The sequence below is a fragment of the Rania fehmarnensis genome (genome assembly GCF_056494185.1).
This window is the reverse complement of sequence record NZ_CM151398.1, coordinates 707,778-725,422: the sequence shown is the minus strand read 5'-3', so window position 1 is coordinate 725,422 and position 17,645 is coordinate 707,778. Positions and strand designations below refer to the sequence as shown.

At 53.7% G+C, this 17,645-nt stretch carries 13 protein-coding genes; 3 read left to right on the top strand and 10 right to left on the bottom strand.

The window, feature by feature from the left end; genetic code table 11:
- Positions 1-141 precede the first annotated feature (141 nt).
- On the top strand, positions 142-4,770 hold the full coding sequence (locus SH573x_RS02405) for a CARDB domain-containing protein (RefSeq protein ID WP_479352695.1): 4,629 nt from the start codon (positions 142-144) through the stop codon (positions 4,768-4,770).
- An 87-nt stretch (positions 4,771-4,857) separates the two neighbouring features.
- Here the strand turns inward: SH573x_RS02405 and ispH are convergent, their stop codons facing one another.
- The 5 genes from ispH to SH573x_RS02380 all read right to left on the bottom strand — a co-directional run bounded on the left by ispH (position 4,858) and on the right by SH573x_RS02380 (position 9,168).
- Complete coding sequence (ispH, locus tag SH573x_RS02400; RefSeq protein WP_479352694.1) at positions 4,858-5,727, bottom strand: 4-hydroxy-3-methylbut-2-enyl diphosphate reductase; 870 nt, start codon at positions 5,725-5,727, stop codon at positions 4,858-4,860.
- A gap of 91 nt (positions 5,728-5,818) precedes the next feature.
- Positions 5,819-6,238, bottom strand: a complete 420-nt coding sequence (locus SH573x_RS02395) for a transcriptional regulator (protein WP_479352693.1) — start codon at positions 6,236-6,238, stop codon at positions 5,819-5,821.
- A complete protein-coding gene (locus SH573x_RS02390; protein ID WP_479352692.1) occupies positions 6,228-6,839 on the bottom strand; it encodes a hypothetical protein in 612 nt (203 codons plus the stop codon). The genes SH573x_RS02395 and SH573x_RS02390 overlap by 11 nt, the downstream gene beginning before the upstream one ends.
- Before the next feature lie 69 nt (positions 6,840-6,908).
- A complete protein-coding gene (locus SH573x_RS02385) occupies positions 6,909-7,703 on the bottom strand; it encodes an MBL fold metallo-hydrolase (RefSeq protein WP_479352691.1) in 795 nt (264 codons plus the stop codon).
- A gap of 25 nt (positions 7,704-7,728) precedes the next feature.
- Positions 7,729-9,168 (bottom strand): PhoPQ-activated pathogenicity-related family protein, encoded by a 1,440-nt coding sequence (locus tag SH573x_RS02380; RefSeq protein ID WP_479352690.1) that lies wholly within the window; start codon positions 9,166-9,168, stop codon positions 7,729-7,731.
- A 269-nt stretch (positions 9,169-9,437) separates the two neighbouring features.
- Here SH573x_RS02380 and SH573x_RS02375 point away from each other — a divergent pair, with 269 nt between their 5' ends.
- On the top strand, positions 9,438-9,992 hold the full coding sequence (locus tag SH573x_RS02375) for a Uma2 family endonuclease (RefSeq protein ID WP_479352689.1): 555 nt from the start codon (positions 9,438-9,440) through the stop codon (positions 9,990-9,992).
- A 14-nt stretch (positions 9,993-10,006) separates the two neighbouring features.
- Here the strand turns inward: SH573x_RS02375 and SH573x_RS02370 are convergent, their stop codons facing one another.
- The 5 genes from SH573x_RS02370 to SH573x_RS02350 form a co-directional block, all read right to left on the bottom strand.
- Positions 10,007-10,387 carry a hypothetical protein gene (locus SH573x_RS02370; protein ID WP_479352688.1) on the bottom strand — a complete coding sequence of 127 codons (381 nt, stop codon included), beginning with the start codon at positions 10,385-10,387 and terminating at the stop codon, positions 10,007-10,009.
- A gap of 84 nt (positions 10,388-10,471) precedes the next feature.
- Positions 10,472-11,746, bottom strand: a complete 1,275-nt coding sequence (locus tag SH573x_RS02365) for an ABC transporter permease (protein ID WP_479352687.1) — start codon at positions 11,744-11,746, stop codon at positions 10,472-10,474.
- Positions 11,743-12,723 carry an ABC transporter ATP-binding protein gene (locus SH573x_RS02360; protein WP_479352686.1) on the bottom strand — a complete coding sequence of 327 codons (981 nt, stop codon included), beginning with the start codon at positions 12,721-12,723 and terminating at the stop codon, positions 11,743-11,745. Before SH573x_RS02360 ends, SH573x_RS02365 begins: the two co-directional genes overlap by 4 nt.
- Before the next feature lie 262 nt (positions 12,724-12,985).
- Positions 12,986-16,255 (bottom strand): protein kinase domain-containing protein, encoded by a 3,270-nt coding sequence (locus SH573x_RS02355; RefSeq protein ID WP_479352685.1) that lies wholly within the window; start codon positions 16,253-16,255, stop codon positions 12,986-12,988.
- Positions 16,252-16,818 carry a sigma-70 family RNA polymerase sigma factor gene (locus tag SH573x_RS02350; RefSeq protein WP_479352684.1) on the bottom strand — a complete coding sequence of 189 codons (567 nt, stop codon included), beginning with the start codon at positions 16,816-16,818 and terminating at the stop codon, positions 16,252-16,254. Before SH573x_RS02350 ends, SH573x_RS02355 begins: the two co-directional genes overlap by 4 nt.
- A gap of 185 nt (positions 16,819-17,003) precedes the next feature.
- Between SH573x_RS02350 and SH573x_RS02345 the strand changes: the two genes are divergently transcribed.
- On the top strand, positions 17,004-17,552 hold the full coding sequence (locus SH573x_RS02345; protein WP_479352683.1) for a cysteine hydrolase family protein: 549 nt from the start codon (positions 17,004-17,006) through the stop codon (positions 17,550-17,552).
- The last annotated feature ends 93 nt before the right edge of the window (positions 17,553-17,645 follow it).

The following is a 17,645-nucleotide window of genomic DNA, read 5'->3' as shown; positions in this document are numbered from 1 at the left end:
TCGGGGCTTATTGAGATAGAGAGTGCGGTGATCGCCCCGCGGTACCAGTTGGAGTCCTCCGATTCCCCGGCGGAGCAAACGGGTATACTCATGCCTCGAGTACAACCACCAGTCAAGACATGCCACATTTTTGAGTAGCCCATGCAATTCCCTCTGTTTCGCTCGAAGAACAAGCGCCGCCCCTCCCCTAAAGGCAAATTGTCGTTTGAAACTCTTGAATCACGCCGCTTGTTGGCAGTACTCGAACCGGTTAATGACACCAGTGCGTTTCCAGCGTCTGCCACTGTGCAAATCATGTCGGTATGGGACATCAACGGTAACAAAAAGTTAGATTCCTCCGATGAACATTTTTTTTGCTCGGGCGCAATGATCAGTAGTTTCCAGGTCTTAAGTGCCGGTCACTGCGTCTTTGATAGTTCGCTTGGTGGGTTTGCAGAGTGGGTTTTCGCACATCCTGGGCGCAAGGGAGAATTCGATCGACCTTTTGGCGAAGCAGCGGCCACAGACATCTATGTGCATTCCAGCTATTCGAGACGCGAAAGCAACAATTACGATGTCAGCATCATCGCGCTGGATAGGAACATCGGAAATCTGACTGGCTGGTTTGGATATACCGCCATCAACGAACCCATAGACCCAGGGCCAAACTTTTCTTTTCGTCCCCAACCACAGTCGTATCACTTAAACGTGTCACATTATCCCGCCGAACATGGTTACTCTGGCGTTGAACAATTCCAAGGTGACACCAACTATGTTGTCTGGCCTCAATCGTGGGTTTCTCCCACGGGACCGCGCTCGTTCTTCAGTATATCGACGACACGGATGTGGACATCAGAGGGTTCCAGCGGCAGCCCATTGTATCTAGATAACGGTCAAATTGTGGGAGTGCTCTCCAACGGATCCGACGTCCCCCTGGGACAATCCGGAATCGACCGCTATGTCAAGCTGAACAACTCCTTGACATTCCCCATCAACTGGATCAACGACATCTTGGCAGAGAATACCAAGCCAAGTGACCGCCCGGTCTTAGTAAATCGAGATCAATGGTTCGGCACCGTCAGTGGGAACCTGATCAGCAATGATACGCCTCATACTGGCGAATCAATCCAAGTCAGAGCTCCTCTATTCAATGCAGGAACGGCAACCGCCACTAATGTCAAAGTACGTTTTCGATTGTCTACGGATAGCAAATACGACACGTCCGACACGTTTTTAGGTGATGCAGTCGTTTCGTCGATCGGTGCATTAAAGAATGCTGACGCAACGCTGACGTTTACTTTGCCGTCGAAAAGCCCTCGAAACTATCGCGTTGTCTGGAGTATCGATCCAGATAATAAAATCAACGAATTTGATGCAGAACTGAACAGTTTCGACCACGGCTTAGGCAAGCTTGGACACCATTATGGCACCAGCGGCCTACTGACAATCGCAGATGACGGTTATGAACCCAACGATACTCAAAGTCAGGCCACCACGATCCCTTCCGGGCAATGGCTGAGTTCGATCAGCGGTCTCGGCGTTCAGTATGACGATGACTTCTATCGCATCGTAGTGCCCACTGGGCAATTAAATGTTCAGGTGTCGCTGAAGTTTCAACATAAACACGGCGACATTGATTTGCAACTGCGGAATGTGTTCAATGAAGTAGTCGCTCGTAGCGTTGGGACAAGCGACAGCGAGTCCATCAGTGTCGTGCTGCCTGCAGGCGGCCCACATTACTTGCGTGTCTTTCTCGGTGACACTGGTAACACCTACGATTTGAAGTGGGAAAGCATCATTCCGCCAGACCTGATGGGCAAGGAAATTGCGTTTACAAGCCAGACATTGGAAGCCGGACAAACTTCTAATCTGAGCTTCCGGGTGGAGAACGCAGGTGGGGCCGTTAACCAGTTCCGCGTGCAGGCTTATCTCAGTCGCGACGCCAACATTGACCCATCGGTCGACTTGATACTGGGCAGAGTAACAATCGCAAGTTTGGGAGCCAACCAGACGACTACCACTCAATCACTGCAGATTCGACTACCTGCCCCAGGCACTTCCTTTTGGGCCGGGGATGGCGAGTACTTTATCGGATTGGTAGTAGACGAAGAAAACGGGATTGTCGAGTCGGATGAAACGAACAACTACTCGCAAGGCATTGGAGTAGACGTCAGTTCGCTGCAAGTCATTGTTCATCCGTACGGAACTTTCACGGTAACGACAGCTGAAGTCAACCGAGTCACACTGCCACGATTTGACCCGACACGTGGCACACTCAGCGGCGTTGAAGTCTCTGTCTTAGTAACTGGTGTAACCGAGTCCCAAGTCTTTCCAGCTACAGCTCCCGGCATACCCACACCCGACATTCACGCAGTCTCGTTTGCCGTAGGTCCTTTCAGCTTTGCCACGACGACCGTAGCACTGCCCAGGTTTTCTCGCGAGAATCATGTTGAACAACTCGCCCCGATTAGTATTTTGAAGACCTATTCCGGTAGTCAACTGGCCGCCTTCCTGGACGACACACAGCAATGGACGTTGCCTACCGGACTGACGACGGGCCCCGGCTTCGGCGGACATGTTCATAACATCAGTGAATTAAACTTCATCACTACAACCAAGTTCCTGTTTGACCCACCACCGGCAGACTTGAAAGCGACCAGCCTGGTTGTTACCAACGGTCCAGACTTTAACGGCAAAGATGCTCGGTCGGTTAACTTAGACTATGTCATCGAGAATCTCGGCCCAGGTCCAGCACCAAGCTTCAAGGCCAGCTTCTATATCAGTGCAGACTCGACAATTACAACCGATGACGTACTGCTAAATACGGTCCCCTACCCGCACGGTATGCCGGCTGAAGGCAACGAACAACAATCGGTCATTTTGACTTTGCCACATGCTACTTCAACGTTTTGGTTGGGCGACCAGCAATACACGATCGGAATGATTATCGACGTGGCTGAACAGGTTCCAGAAACCAATCGCGCGAACAACAGCAATCAAGGCCTCAATATTGACTCTGCACTCATTGACTTCATCGTCAAGCCGCGTGGCACCGATGTAGTATTGACGATTGAACAGAACCAAATCACCCTGCCGGGCTTTGATGATTCGCAGGGAGTTCTGCGACAGATCGAGGGTACGAGCTACCTGATTCAGGGTATTACCAACCCAGGAGGAACTCCTGTCGAAGGCTATCCCTTTATTCACGCGCATGTTTTTGATTTCTCTTTGGGACCATTTGACTACCTCGCCATCGCCTTACCCGCGCCCGCAGGCGCGCCACACCCTCTGACCCCTGCCAACCACGCACGTGTCACTCTATCGGGCTCCGCATTGCAGCCGTTTTTGGACGGTACACGCACCTTGCCCCTGGACCCCAAACCGACCAGCACCGAGGAAATCGGGCATGTCCATACGTTAGAAACAGCCGTCTTTTGGACAGAGTTGTGGTATTCCTTTGACATCATGCCCAATCTCCAGTCCTCCGGCCTTTCAATCGACGGTCAACTGCTTCCAAACGGTACGGCAACGGCACGCTTCAATTTAGCCAATGACTCGGTGGGCGACGCCAGCAACGTTATTGCTCAATTGGTGTTAACGGGCCCCGATGGACTGGCGGGACCTGTCCGCCAGCTGGGACAAACGGAAATCGCCACGTTGAACGCTCAATCATCGAGTGAGCACTCAATTCCATTTACGCTGCCCGCGCTGGATGATGAATTCTGGTCAACTGCGGGGCAGTACGCATTGGCGTTGCTCATCGACCCAGAAGATGCCATCTCCGAATCGAATGAAACTGACAATGTTCTGTCGCTAGCCAATACCGACAACCTCGAATTCGAAGTTGCGCTGAAGTCGGAATTGAATAGCCAGGACCTCGGGAGCATCACTTATCTACAACTAGACCTGGATGGCCTCGGTAGCGATCAGTGGTACCAATTCGAAACTTCTCGGGTGGGCATGTTGACCTCGTTACTAACCACCACGAGCAATCAACCACTTCGACAGAGTCTTTTCCGAGTCCCGGCCGAATTAGTTTCGCAAGTCAACTCCCTCAGCGAACAGACCATTCGCCCCCACCTCATCGGTCAGTCGCTGGCTAAAAACGGCCTATCGCGCCTGGATGTACAGGCGGAAGCAGGTGATGTGTTCCTGCTGCGAGTGGGCGGCGATACATCACAAACCAAATTGATATTGGCAAACGTATTCCAACAGAGTGGTGATCGAGCTACGCTCTACGGCACCGATAATGCAGACCTGATTCAAGTCAGTGCGGGCGCTGATTCTAGAGTCACCATTGGCGAGATCGGCTACACTCTGGATCAGAGCCTACTAACACAGGTCGATTTGCTCGGTGGCGGTGGGCAAGATGAGTACAAAATACAGCCGCTCCATTCAATCGCGGTGAACATCGTTAACGATGCCGACCTGGCGACGCCCATTGAAATTGATGCTCAAGCACTGACTCCGACCATTACTGACAATTCAGTGCTGATAGACCAACGGCAGATCGTTCAGTACCAGACTGGTTCCAATGTGCGCTTGACCAACGTTCCGAACTGGCGAAACCTGATCCTGCATGGTGATGTCAACAATGATGGCGCGATAACGCCGATCGACGCGTTACTAGTGATCAATCAACTAAACAGCGTTGGTCCAGGTACTTTGCCGTCACTGATCGAAATCGGTTCAACCACCGATACGCATGTGGATGTCAGTGGCGACGACTTTCTCTCGGCCATCGACGCGCTGCTGGTTATTAACCTGCTCAATCAACGTACGAACCCTTAACAACCATCTATCCGTAGCGGTGCACAACGGGGCGTGATCTACTTCAACAGTCATGGGGCAACGACGAATCGTGGACGCGAAGGCTGGCTAGCTCATTGCCTGGCCAGCCGCTGTCCTGCCGCTGATTGCTTCCAGAGCTCGTTCCACGGCATCGATGGTTTCGTCGAGCGTCGATGTGCCGGCCGTGAGACCTACCGTTTGTACATCACTGAACCAATGAGGATCCAACTGTTCGGCCGACTCAACTTGCACAGCTGGTTTCAGATGTTCATGACAAAGCTGGACCAGTCGCCGCGTATTGTTGGAATTGCTGCCGCCTACCACCACCACCGCATCAACTTGTACCAGCAGTTCTAATAACGCCGATTGCCGACGGCGAGTTGGATGGCACACGGTATCGACGAATCGGATGTCCGCTAGCGGATTGTGCAACTGAATGTGCGCGCACACCTCAGTCACTACGTCCGGTGGCATAGTGGTCTGGCAGACGATGCCCAAGTGTCGACTCTCATAACACCTAACCTCGCTTGCATCGGCGATCACGTCGTAGCTTACCAGGTCTTCGACAACACCTTGAACTTCGACATGCCCAGGCTTACCAATCAAGAGCACGTGCCGTCCCTCGGCTGCCAGTTCCATGGCCGCCTCATGAACTCGCCGTACCAACGGACACGTTGTATCGATCAGCTGTTTACTGGCGGCTTGCAACCGCTGTCGCTCGGCATTGCTGATGCCGTGGGCGGTGATCAACACCAGTGGCGTATCAGCAGGCTGACCTCGGTCAGCTTCGGACGCTTGATGAAAGCCCGCTTGTGCTAACTGCCGGGTAACTGCCGGATTGTGAACCAGTTCACCATGGATCGTCACTTGTGAAGGATTGGAAACCTGTCGAGCAATCTGCAGCGCGTCGCGGACGCCAAAGCACATGCCCATCTCGGTAGCGCGAATGACTTTCATGCTCAACACCTCTTTCTCAGTTGCAGTTAGCGTTATTCGGCGATTCCGTTACTTTGCCGCACAAAGTCGATAAATAAAAAAGAGAGCCTCCTTACGCGGGCGACCAACCTCCGGAGAGTCCGCGCTGGGTATCACCTTGGCTCTCGGCTTGGGCATCGGCCACGATCTTGGCCAATATGCTGATGTATTCCGTAAAGCGTTTGCGGCCGCTGGTGGTCAAGCGAACCATGGTCTGAGGTCGACGACCCGTCGAACCTTTCCAGATTTCTATCAACCCTGCCTCGCTCAGGACGGCCAGGTGTCGATTCAGATTGCCATCGGTCAGTGTGCACAGTTGTTTCAAGTCATTGAATAGTAGCCCGCGCTCATGTGCAGCCAAGGAAGCCATAATGCTCAACCTGGCCTTCTCGTGCAACACGCGATCGAGGCCTTCGAAAGAGAATCGACCACCTTCATTATCGACAGGTCGCGCATTCTCCAACTCGCATTTAGTCTTCTGCTTACGCGGCATCCCTGCGCTCCAAATTCCAATACAAGATGACCGCACCCAGCAGTTGTCCACCACCAAAGCTCAGCCCCATCTGCCACGGCGCAAACGCATTTTCGTTGCTTCCACTTACCAAACACAGGCAGCCGCTCACGGCATAATAAACGCCGATCCACAGTGCTTGCCGAGGCAGCAAACGATAGGACGCAAAGACACCCAGGCTAAAGAGCAGCGACCACAGCCCCGGCAACATCCAAGCCACTTGCTGTGCACTGGAATAAATGCACAGGGTCAGCAAAGCTCCAATGGCCACGCACGGCACAAACTGTTCAACGGCCAACACCGTCATATCGCGTTCCAGGCTCGGGCCAGCCATACGAGCTTTACGGATCATCTCACCTCCGGTGACCAACAAACTTACTGCGGCCACGCCCATCCATAGACATAGATAACGTTCCAACTGAACGCTTGGATCGATAACCCATCGCGACTGCACGGCCGCAGCCAGCAGACCAAGCAAGCCTGAGAAGCCAACGGTTAACGACCGAAAGCCGCGAAAGACTTCGCTCTGCGCCATCTGTTGGCGAATCTCAGATATCTGCCTTAAGGCCTCGTGCAGTTCCATGAGAATGCCTGAAAGGAACCCGTACCAATTTCACTTTGCCTTACAAAGTAGCATGGGTCAGGCGGCATGTCAATGTTTTTGACTGATGGCTGCCGCGAGCGAAGGAATTCCAGAAGGAAGTTCGCTTGAGTCGTGATAACCGCACATCGAAAGGGGAATATCTGTGCGTCCGACCAGCTGCCGCAGCACATTTAGCGATTGAACGCGCCGCTTATTGTCGTCGGCTCGCAGGGTGGCCAGTTGGTCAACCGGATGCTGCAAGTTGAACAACTCATCGCGCAAGTAATAGGCGTCGCCTACATGCAGTGTCCAGTGGCCTGCACACTCGATCGCCACACCGCAATGCCCGAGGGTGTGTCCAAAGAGTGGAACCAGGCGAATATCGAGCTCTAAAGATGTTTCAACTCTTCGCGACGGCAATCCGAAAAAATCGCTGTCGTTCGCGGCATAAGTTATAAACTCCGGATGGTGGCTGAACTGGGCTGGGCTATATCGCGGGCTACCCAAATCGAGGCTGGCTTTTTCTTCTGCCGACAGGTGAACCTGGGCTAGGGGAAAATCCGCCAAGCCACCCACATGATCCGGATCGCAATGGGTCAGCACAACATCCGTTACCGCTTCTGGCTGTATTCCCAGATGGGCTAACTGCACAAGAGCTGTCACCGATGGAATGAATTGAAAGCCAGCAGCGGTGATCGCTGCTTGGCCTATGCGTGTGACGGGATCGGCAATGTCGTGAATACCAATGCCAGTATCGACCAGCGCGATACCCGTGCTGGTCTGGATCAGTAAGCAGTGACAAGCCGCCGGCGGGAACGGCGGCGCATGCAGCCAACCGAAATTCGCATGTCGAACTTGGCTCATCTTGGCCACCTCACATTAGCCGGGTTTAATTGCCCGCTTGGATCTTGACCTTCTTGGCTCCCGGTTCGTATTCGGCTTTGGTCAGGTCGATGCCTTGGAATGGCAGTGTATCGGGCGTAACGCTGACAGCTGTCGTCAGCTTCAGCGGAAAGGGGCCGCCAACATCATAAGTGAACTCGACGAAGCTGGCCGTCCAACCGGTTTTGCTGGCAGGTGCGGTCGAGACGTACGCGCCTTCGGCATTGGCCTGTAGTTCGGTGTCTTTGAAGACTGGACCGATGGTCATTAGCCGGAAGTCACGCGCCGTAGGATTGTGCGCTTGCCACAGCGTGACCTTGGCAGGTTTTGTCTGGCTGGTTGCGCTAATCGATCCATCTTTCTGAAAGCTCCAGGCGTACTCCGGTCGTGGCTTGCCACTGGAGATCAATCGATAATAAGCCGCGATGCTCTCGATCGCGTCCGAGTTCTTTAAACCGTGATCGGCGTTGGGCACATAGCGCATCAGTTTCTCGCCTTTTAATTCATCGAAGTAGAAGCGAGATGAGTCCGGCAAAAAGAACTGATCGCCCGCAGCGTTGACGATAAACTTGGGCTCGGTCAATCGATCTAGGTTGTAGTAGGGGTCGACGATCTTGTACAACTCTTGCATGCGCGGATGATCAAAGCGCTGCAGGATTTTGTGCTGGTAGTAGTTGCCAATAGCCTCAGCCCAAAAACCGTAAGCTTCAGCATGATGCCGCAGCGAAGGATCCGCGTTCACAACATCGATGACAATTGGCACTACCGCAACGACGCGTGTATCAGCCACGCCAGTCATCCAAGTTGTCCAGCCGCGTTTCGATCCGCCGCCAACCACAAATTTATTGACAGTTCGCTGACCGCCCGCTTCCGAAGCGGCGAACTCCGTAATGCAATCCATGGCCCGCACAGCGCTTTTAACCATCGGCAGGCGCGGTAACCAGGTAGCGTCGCCCGTTTCCAGGAACTGCGACCAGGCGTAGCCAATCAAATCATCTTCGGTACGTGGTTGGCCATCGTTGTGAAAGACCAGCGGTTGGTTGGGCACGTTCTTCAATTCCGCCACGATGCTGCCCGTGGTGCGGGCGATCGTCGAAGTAATGACATCGGCTCCATCAGGCATCTTACTATTGTGGCTGCCGCCACCGATCAACAGAAACGCATGATCGGTCGTGACCTTGGCGGGCACCGTTACGACCAGCCAATGTTCCCAGACTGGCCGATCGACATCTTTTTCCGTGCGCCAAGTCTGCGACTTTAACTTAATGACAACAGTCTTGAGACCATTGCTCTCAACAGTTTTTTCAACCTGCCATTGGTAAGTCTTGTCACCATTGGCCAGGTAGTCGTCTAGCGCCGTCTTGGCGGACTCGGTCGACAACTGGGCGTAGCTATTGCTGACGAGCATGAGTAAGAGCAGGCCGAGCGAAATTAGTCTTGAATGCATGGAACGTGTGGTCCGGGGGTTTTGAAATCGTACGACAGGAAACATGGAACAGGTCGACCATCGATAGGCCGCTACCCATTCAAGCCGCATATTGTAATCTCATTTGGCGGCAGTTTTTTTGGGCCCAGCCGCCGACCGGCTGATTTGACAAAGAATTCACTTGAGCCATGGCCAAATCGACCTATCGAAGATCTACCGCGCCACCAGTGGCTCGTCTAAATTAGTCCCATACGGATCGCCTGACACTGCCAAAGTAAGGACATCGATCGATGGGTACAACCTTGCACTTGAGTGTTGCCGAATACGGTCGGATGATCGAGCGAGGAGCGTTCGACCACTTGAACCGCAAAATCGAGCTCATTCGCGGGGAAATCCATCAAACGAATCCTTCGGGTCCGCCACACGCAGACTTGGTCGACTTCCTGACCGACTGGTCTGTGCGTGCCACAACTCGAGAGATCATTCACGTTCGTGTTCAATCGGGATTGGACTTGTCGGCGTTGGAAAGCCAACCCGAACCCGATCTGCTCTGGGTTCGCGCCGGTCGCTACCGACACCGTCATCCAACAGCCGAGGATGTAAGGCTAGCGATTGAGGTCGCGGACAGCAGCTTGCAGATAGATCTAACTGAGAAAGCGGCTTTGTACGCGGAAGCGGGTATCGTGGAGTATTGGATTGTGGATGTCAAAGCCCAGTGTATCCACGTGTTTCGCTCTCCAGGTGCGGGCGAATTTCGTCAGCGCAGCGTTGCCAAAGTTGGCGAGCAACTCTCGCCAGGTGCACCGTGTTCCACTCCGTTGGATTTGCAGCAGCTCTTTGGGTAACGCAGCTGACGAGCTTAAGATTCGGCCAACTGCGAGTCGCAGCTGGCATGAGTGAGCGATTCGACCCACTTGATATAGTCTTGGGCTATGCGTTGGTAGCCTTCGAAGTAGGCACCAGTCACATCGATTTCGTTCATTTGTCCGAGCTGCAGCGCTTCGGAAAAGAGAACCAGCTGCGCAGCCCGCGGTCGCTGGCCTTGCACTTCGCAATCGTAGATCTCGTTCAGTGCCGCCAGGGCCCCTTGCTGATTCAGCCATAGGCCAAAGCGTTGACCAGCATCCTGAGCCCGACCTGCCTTCATCAGTTCACTGACCTTTAGTGGCAATCGGAAACAACGCTGATAACACTCAGCTTTGGCGGCCATCAAGAAAGCTTGTTCGTCGTACTGAGCCACTATCCAACCTTTGCGTTCGTCCAGCTGACTTTTTTCACTTCGATCTATTCTATACGAAGTGACGCCGGTTCTGGAGCGATGTCGCTAAAAGTTAGCCGAACGCGATCGCAACGTCCACGAGAGTATCTCGAGCCAACTGGGTTCTTTGCCCACCAACAAAATTCCCGCCTCAAAGATGCGACCGGCCAATGTCCTCAGCGCGATGATCGCCACCGCTAAAGCTACCAGCGAAAGCACCAATTCCCAGCCTGGCACGTTGGTCAGCAAGAGACGAATCGGCATGGCCGTCGCCGAGGAACCCGGGATCAGACTCAGCGCTTGCATCCAGGCTCCATCGGGCTTCATCATGGCCATCGCCGAAGCCGCCATCGGCAACACCGGCACAAACATCAGTCCGGATCGAGCCGAGGTATTAGGATCGTTGATGATGGCCGCGATGGCGGCATAAAAACAATTCCAGAGAAACACGCCACCGAGGAAGTACAACAATATGTACCCGATCAGGCTGGCGCGGACCACTGATTCAGGAATGGGGATTTCGTAACCGACCCAGCGGGCCATCGCTAGCGATATCGCGCCGGTCAGCATCAGAGTCAGTACCGAAGCAATGGAAGCCGCGGTTATGCCCAGCAGCTTGCCATCAATCCATGACTGAGCCGATATGGCACTAACAATCTGCTCAGTGACCCTTTGCTGCTTTTCGCCACTGATGCCGGACAAGAAGTAAGCCAGGCCTAACCAACTCGTCAGAATCACCATCAACAACACCATTAGAGCCATTATGCGATCGAGTTTGCTAACGGTGGTTTGATTCAGGTTGGTCACGGTCATGGTTGCCGGAGCGAGGAGTTCCGATAATTGCTCTGCGGTCAATCCTTGCTGGCTCATCGCTTGCCTGGATCGCCATTGATTGAGCGGGGCTTGCAGTTCGTCGAGCCAGGTGGGTTCGCTGCGTACGAACAGTTCGTAGGTGGCATCTGTTCCTGCCGAATTGTTTGTTGCCGGAGTGGATGTTGACTCAGCGGGTAAACTAACCGCTTGAGATGGTAACCCACTGCGGAGGATCAAGGCCGCATCAAACTGTTTACTTAACACAGCCTGCTTGAGTTGCTCGACTGGCTCGGATGAAACTTCCAGCTTGAGTTTGGAATCTGGCGGCAGCTGAAGTTGAAGTTCGGAGCTATTGACGGCAACTTTTATCTCTGAGTTGTACTGAGCCATTTTTACGGAGCCAATTCCGACTAAACCGCCGAGTAAGAGACTGATCATGCCGATTAATTGATCACGCAACTTGTAATATCTGCCGAACTCCCATTTGGCGACGGCCAGAACAGGAGACCACCTGGACGAACGACTCATAACGATACCTCTTGATAAGACATGGAAGCGCCGGATGGATGAGTGGCTGAGTTGCCGAGCGCGCGGAGATAGATTTCGTGCAGCGACAATTGTGAGCTGTTCAAGTTTTCTAAGGTGCCAGCAGTTGCTAACCGCGGCAACCACGTTGGCATCGATGCAGCAGGATCCAATAGAAGTCGAATGTGCCCCGCTTGTCCTGGTTGCAATTCGATGACATCGGGATGATTCTGCAGTTGGGCCAGATCGTCAGCACTAAGTGCCGACTGATATTCGACCTCGAGCACGCGACCGCCATAAGCAGAGTTTTTGATCTGGGAAACGGTGCCGCTGAGAACTTCATGGCCGCGGTTCATCAAGACGACTTGATCGGCGATGCGTTCTACCAGGTTGAGCTGATGAGCGGAAAGCAGAATCGTTGTCCCTTCAGCTTTCAGTTCTTCGATGAGTTCCACTAAGACTTCTTGATTGAGCGGGTCGAGCCCAGAGAACGGCTCGTCGAGCACTGCAAACTTTGGACGATGGACTAGGGCGGCCGCGATTTGAATCTTCTGCTGATTGCCTTTGCTGAGCGTTTCGAGTTTGCTCTTGGCATGCTGCTGCATATCGAGTCGCGCGAGCCAGTGATCGGCTGCTCGAGCAGACTCTGCGGCTGACATGCCTCGCAACTGGGCAAAGTATCGCAGGATCCGCCCGACACATTCGCTCTTGTACAGTCCGCGATCCTCGGGCAAATAGCCGATTTGGGAACGATCCAGCCTTGCTGGCATTCCGGCAGAGTTACACCAAATCACACTGCCGTGGTCGGGCACTAACATCCCGATAATCATCCGCACAACGGTGGACTTGCCAGCACCGTTGGGTCCCAGCAGCGCGAACGTCTCACCGCGATGGACGGTAAACGAAATGTTGTCGACCGCCAGCGTTGTAGCAAACGACTTGCTGACTTGCTGTATTGAAACGATGGGAAGACTCGGCATGCAGCACCCTCTTCAAAAAGCGTAGAGATGAATGGCCTACACCCTAGTAGTCGTCAGCCGCGCAAAACTTAGGCGCGCTACATGCAAGAATTTTTGAGCCCTTGGCAGCAAAACCAACCGCAACCCTGAACGGGGGTATAGTGGCTCTATTGTATTTTGAATAATCAGTGGATCTAATCGAAGGGTCTCCCCTGCGGTTAGCCATTACTTTACGCGTAAAGTAACTCGACGTAAGGTGCGGAGCGACTGCGGACAGACGCGGTTACGCGGGTACCAGACGGGTACCGGCTAGCCAGTCTTGGGGGCCACAATCCGGCCACCGCAGGGCGATGGCTGCGTAGACCGGAAGTAGGGCAAGCATGGACAGATGCAGCGTCGTGGCGAGCCAGCCCAGTTGAGGCATATACAAATCGATAAGTAGAATAAATACGCTGAACAGCAGGATTGGAGACCACGTCACTAGCGAGCGCCATATCATTAGCCAACGACTAGCTCGAGCTCCATTGAGCTTGACGATATAGATTCCTAACAGCAGGAATGGTAGACCTCCACGCGCTAACCCGCTCCATAGAACCAAACCCAGCAATGGCCCTTGGGTGACAACCATCACCGGCCAGTTGCGGTTGAAGGCTGCATCGGTTTCTAGCGCCTGAATGATCCTCCAGCGACGCGCAAGTCGATCCGCGGTCAGCACTTCTCGCTCACTCCGAGGTGAGCTATTGACTAACCGCAGTGCAAAGGTTGAACCCGGCACTTGCTCAAACTGTATATCAGTCGCTTTTTCAACAATCTCACCCACCACTCCGCCCGTCAATATTTGCCGTTGAATGAAACCCGCCGATCGCCAACGCACCGTCAGCTCATCTCGAACCACTTGTTTGTAAGTGGCGATGGGCTCCAGCATCGGCGCCGCCACCCCGTTAACTGCGGCCTGCTGCTCCTGCGTCTGAAGCCACTGCCTGTACCAATCCGGTTTATCAATCAGGCTTTGCAAGGCGCAGGCTTCGATATATCTATCTTCCAGTCGCATCACTTTAACTTGATTACCGACGCGCGACAGCGAAGTCATCGCGCCCACTAAACTCAACAGCGTCATAGCGCTGATGCCGATCATCCAAAAACGCATCGTGGGCGTCACTTGCCACGGCCGGCTGGAGTCTTCACGCAAGTTCTTGTGCAAACTATCCAGGCTTGATCCAGACTGGGCAGCGTGTGCATCGACCAACGTTTGGAGAATCTGAGTCGCGTGAATTGGTACAGGTGCTTCGATTGGGGTTGGAGGTGTGTCAAGCGGCCGGCTGCGACCGGTCAAACTCAAACGCATGGCTTCCAACGCAAATACTTGTTCAGATCGTTGCAGCTGCAAGCCGTTTCGTTGCTCGTCGACTACGGACTTAACACCAGATGTCGGTACAGTATCTTGATTTTCTTTATTCAACACCGGGGGCCCCAGTGGCCAATCGGCGATCACGACTCGTCCTTGCCCATCTAGCCACAACTGATCGAGGCTAGTCAGCTTGAGCTGGGTACGATCATTTCGAGACTGCCGAAACTCATCGACCAGTTGCTCTAAAATCAAGCGAGCTTCACGCCACGACAAGCGTTGCTCAGGTGTAACCCAATAGCGCAACGGAGCGCCGGTCGGCGCAACATACGCAGTCCATGTGAACGACTTCTCTTGACCATGCGCCAAGTACCGCAAGCGTGATGGTCGCGTGTGACTGTGGTCGACTTCGTGGTAACTCTCCAGACTACGGTCGATCAGTAGCCACACGCGTCGATTCAAGTAAGGATCGCGACCGCTTAGCAAAGCTTGCTGCTCTGCCTGCCAGATTACGCCGCTGACCTCATAGGTTCCTAAGGTCGCGGGCCAGCCCGCAGCAGCCGTGGTGCTGAGTTCACGTACCGGCTCTGCAGGCATTAAACGCACGGGTTTAGACGCATGATGGCTAGCGACAACTACCGTGTGGCTAAGCACATCGTGTAGTAATCGTGCACCTGATTTAGATCGTAGCGTAATCAACAGCACGCACAGTCCTAAGATCGAAGCCGCCGATTGCAAAAGCGACTGCACTTCCACGCTGAGGTGCCCAAACAAAATCAGGCTTGAGAAACTAGGCAATACGGAGCCGATGAGCATATAGATCGCAGTGCGCCCAACGATCCTCAGGAAGCCAGCTTGCTCCCCGGTACGGCTGTCGAAGACGCGCAGTTGTAAGGCCACTTTTCCTGGCGTCGCCGACCAGATGCCTTCACTGACGATGAAATACAACCACACGATGGCATTGTAGAACGTCAATTGCTGCAGGGTTTGCGACGTTGGATCAAACAATTGATGGCCCAACATGCCTGATAACGCAAACAGCCCGATCGTGAGCACACATGTATCCAGACCATACGCCGCCAATCGCCTGGCCAAATGAGCGATTGCTTGCCGCCCACTTACAAATGGCTCCAGTGCATTTCTCAGTTGGTCGAGATCCTGAAAGCGTTGATCGCGACTGCGACTTAATCCTCGCTGGACAACCTGCTCCAAGAGTTTTGGCAAGGTTGCATTGAATTGTCGAATGGGCACCGGATCATCGGATACGATGCGCGCGATAACTTGCGTCGACGAGTACTGACCAAATGGAGCTTGCCCGGTCAGCAAGAAGTACAGAGTTGCACAGACACTATATAGATCGGTGCGGAAATCGAGTGGCTCACCGCGAATCTGTTCTGGTGACGCATAAAGTGGCGTACCTATGAAGCTACCCGTCTGCGTCAACTCCGATTCATGTTCAATGGAGCGAGCCAGGCCGAAGTCACCCAACTTGACCCTACCTGAAGACTCCAAAAAACAATTGGCAGGTTTGATGTCGCGATGAATGACTCCACGCTCATGAGCTTCTTTCAAACCATCAATGACATCCAAGATCTTCGATACCGCTTCGGTCGCTGTTAGTGGCCCGGCATTCATGACCAGATCTCGTAGCGTCTTGCCGGACATCAACTCCATGACGATAAAGGGTTGGCCGTTTATCTCGTTTACTGTGCGAACAAATACACACCGCGGATGATTGATCGTGCCCGCCAGAGCACCTTCCAGTTTGAAACGTTGCATCGATTCCGGATTCTTGGACCATTGCTGGTTCAGAATTTTTACAGCTACGTGTTGCCCACTGGGATCGACCGCTTCGTAGACTCGCCCCATGCCTCCTTCACCCAAAAAGGTCAGCAGCCGATAGGGACCGAGGCTCGAAAGAAATGGCTCTCTAGGTTGCGAAGATTGAAGCGCTCGCGATGGCTCGCCAGCTTGATAGTCCGCAGTTTGTTCCAGCAGGTCTGGCGATGCCACCGGCGGGTTCACCAGGCCCAAAGCATTCAGCTCGTTGTCGATGAATTCGGCCAGTTCGTTGCGAATGTGTGGATACCGCTGCAGAAATTCTTCGCGATCGATGCGTTGAGCGTTATCGATCGCTTGGAGATATTCGGCTATGGCACGATCGATATCCGAAGGTTCGAATTCAGAATCCGCAGAAGTACAACTCATGTCTGATTGGCTGCTATTCGCTGACGCAAAGCGGCAGAACCCCGTTTGATAAGACCGGCCACCGCGACGGGCGACTTCTGCATCAATTCAGCAATCTCGGCCAGTGAACGGTTCTGCAGATAACGCAAAGTGAGTGCTTCGCCCTGGGCCGGTGGCAGATCTTGCAAGGCTCTGGCCAGCTGCACGGCCAGTTCGTTACGCTCGAACTTCATGCTAGGAGTCGACAGCTCGGAGCCTACCAAGGCGATCAGCCTGGCCGCCGAAGATTCCAGTTCGACCTGACACTGTTGCTCGCGCCGGACATCGCGTTTACCCCGCGTCTCGCGCCGCAACGCATCAATCAACTTGCCCGATAGCAATTGACGCAACCAGGCCATCCGTGGTGCCGTCCCCTGCCCTGCAAATTGCTCACGCTGGCGATGCGCCTCCAGCAAGGTTTCTTGAACGACATCCGAAGCGTCCACGCGCCCTTGCACACGCATAGGCAACTGCGTCCGCGCCAAAGTCAGCAGGTACGCGCGGTAGTTTTCCAACTCGGGTTGGTCAATTTCTTGCTCGGCCATAGGCTCACTGAGACGAAGATTCAGGTGATGCTCACAGCCGTATTATACAAGCTCCCTCACCCAGAGAGTCGCAGAGAAACCGTATACTTGTTGTCTATCTCCCAAAGCCAACCACCACGATCTCCGTAGCCGAAGTCGCCAGACTTTGGACGCGCTACCATCACACATCCCGAGGAAGTTAAGGTATGAACAGAGCACTACTAGTCATCGACGTGCAGCGAGAATACTTCGAAGGTGCTTTTCCGATTCGCCATCCGGTTGGTCATTTGAGCAACATTCTCGAAGCGATGGACACAGCGCGGAAAGTGAACATCCCCACCGTAGTCGTACGGCATCACCAGCCCGACCCGGAATCGCCCGTGTTTCGCCAGGGAAGCCCGATGTGGCAACTGCATCAAGAAGTCGAATCGAGGCCCCGCGATGTCCTGATTGACAAGCACTTGCCAGGCTCGTTTACAGACACACCTTTGGACCAGTTCTTGAAGGAACGGCAGATCGACACGGTCTGCATAGCTGGTTACATGACGCAAGTTTGCTGCGACACCACGGCGCGTCAAGCCTTTCACCTGGGCTACAAAGTCGAGTTCCTGCGCGATGCGACCGGCACTCTGGACGTTGAAAACAAAGCCGGCTCCGTCACCGCCGAACAGCTCCACCAGGCCATCTTAGTCGCTCAACAAATGTTCATCAGCGACGTCATCGACCAGTCAACCTGGCTGCAAAGAGTAGAATGAGAAGCTTGCTCGGAAGATCGCACAGCTTCTATTGTTGAAATTCCGGGCTCCCGGACCTGCACTGGAAACGCGCAGCATTGCCAGATCATCGAA

Bases quoted from the DNA above. Each gene is read 5' to 3' on its own strand.
- SH573x_RS02395 (WP_479352693.1), bottom strand. From the start codon at position 6,238: ATGCCGCGTAAGCAGAAGACTAAATGCGAGTTGGAGAATGCGCGACCT.
- SH573x_RS02375 (WP_479352689.1), top strand. From the start codon at position 9,438: ATGGGTACAACCTTGCACTTGAGTGTTGCCGAATACGGTCGGATGATC.
- SH573x_RS02380 (WP_479352690.1), bottom strand. From the start codon at position 9,168: ATGCATTCAAGACTAATTTCGCTCGGCCTGCTCTTACTCATGCTCGTC.
- SH573x_RS02355 (WP_479352685.1), bottom strand. From the start codon at position 16,255: ATGAGTTGTACTTCTGCGGATTCTGAATTCGAACCTTCGGATATCGAT.
- ispH (WP_479352694.1), bottom strand. From the start codon at position 5,727: ATGAAAGTCATTCGCGCTACCGAGATGGGCATGTGCTTTGGCGTCCGC.
- SH573x_RS02385 (WP_479352691.1), bottom strand. From the start codon at position 7,703: ATGAGCCAAGTTCGACATGCGAATTTCGGTTGGCTGCATGCGCCGCCG.
- SH573x_RS02360 (WP_479352686.1), bottom strand. From the start codon at position 12,723: ATGCCGAGTCTTCCCATCGTTTCAATACAGCAAGTCAGCAAGTCGTTT.
- SH573x_RS02365 (WP_479352687.1), bottom strand. From the start codon at position 11,746: ATGAGTCGTTCGTCCAGGTGGTCTCCTGTTCTGGCCGTCGCCAAATGG.
- SH573x_RS02405 (WP_479352695.1), top strand. From the start codon at position 142: ATGCAATTCCCTCTGTTTCGCTCGAAGAACAAGCGCCGCCCCTCCCCT.
- SH573x_RS02345 (WP_479352683.1), top strand. From the start codon at position 17,004: ATGAACAGAGCACTACTAGTCATCGACGTGCAGCGAGAATACTTCGAA.
- SH573x_RS02350 (WP_479352684.1), bottom strand. From the start codon at position 16,818: ATGGCCGAGCAAGAAATTGACCAACCCGAGTTGGAAAACTACCGCGCG.
- SH573x_RS02390 (WP_479352692.1), bottom strand. From the start codon at position 6,839: ATGGAACTGCACGAGGCCTTAAGGCAGATATCTGAGATTCGCCAACAG.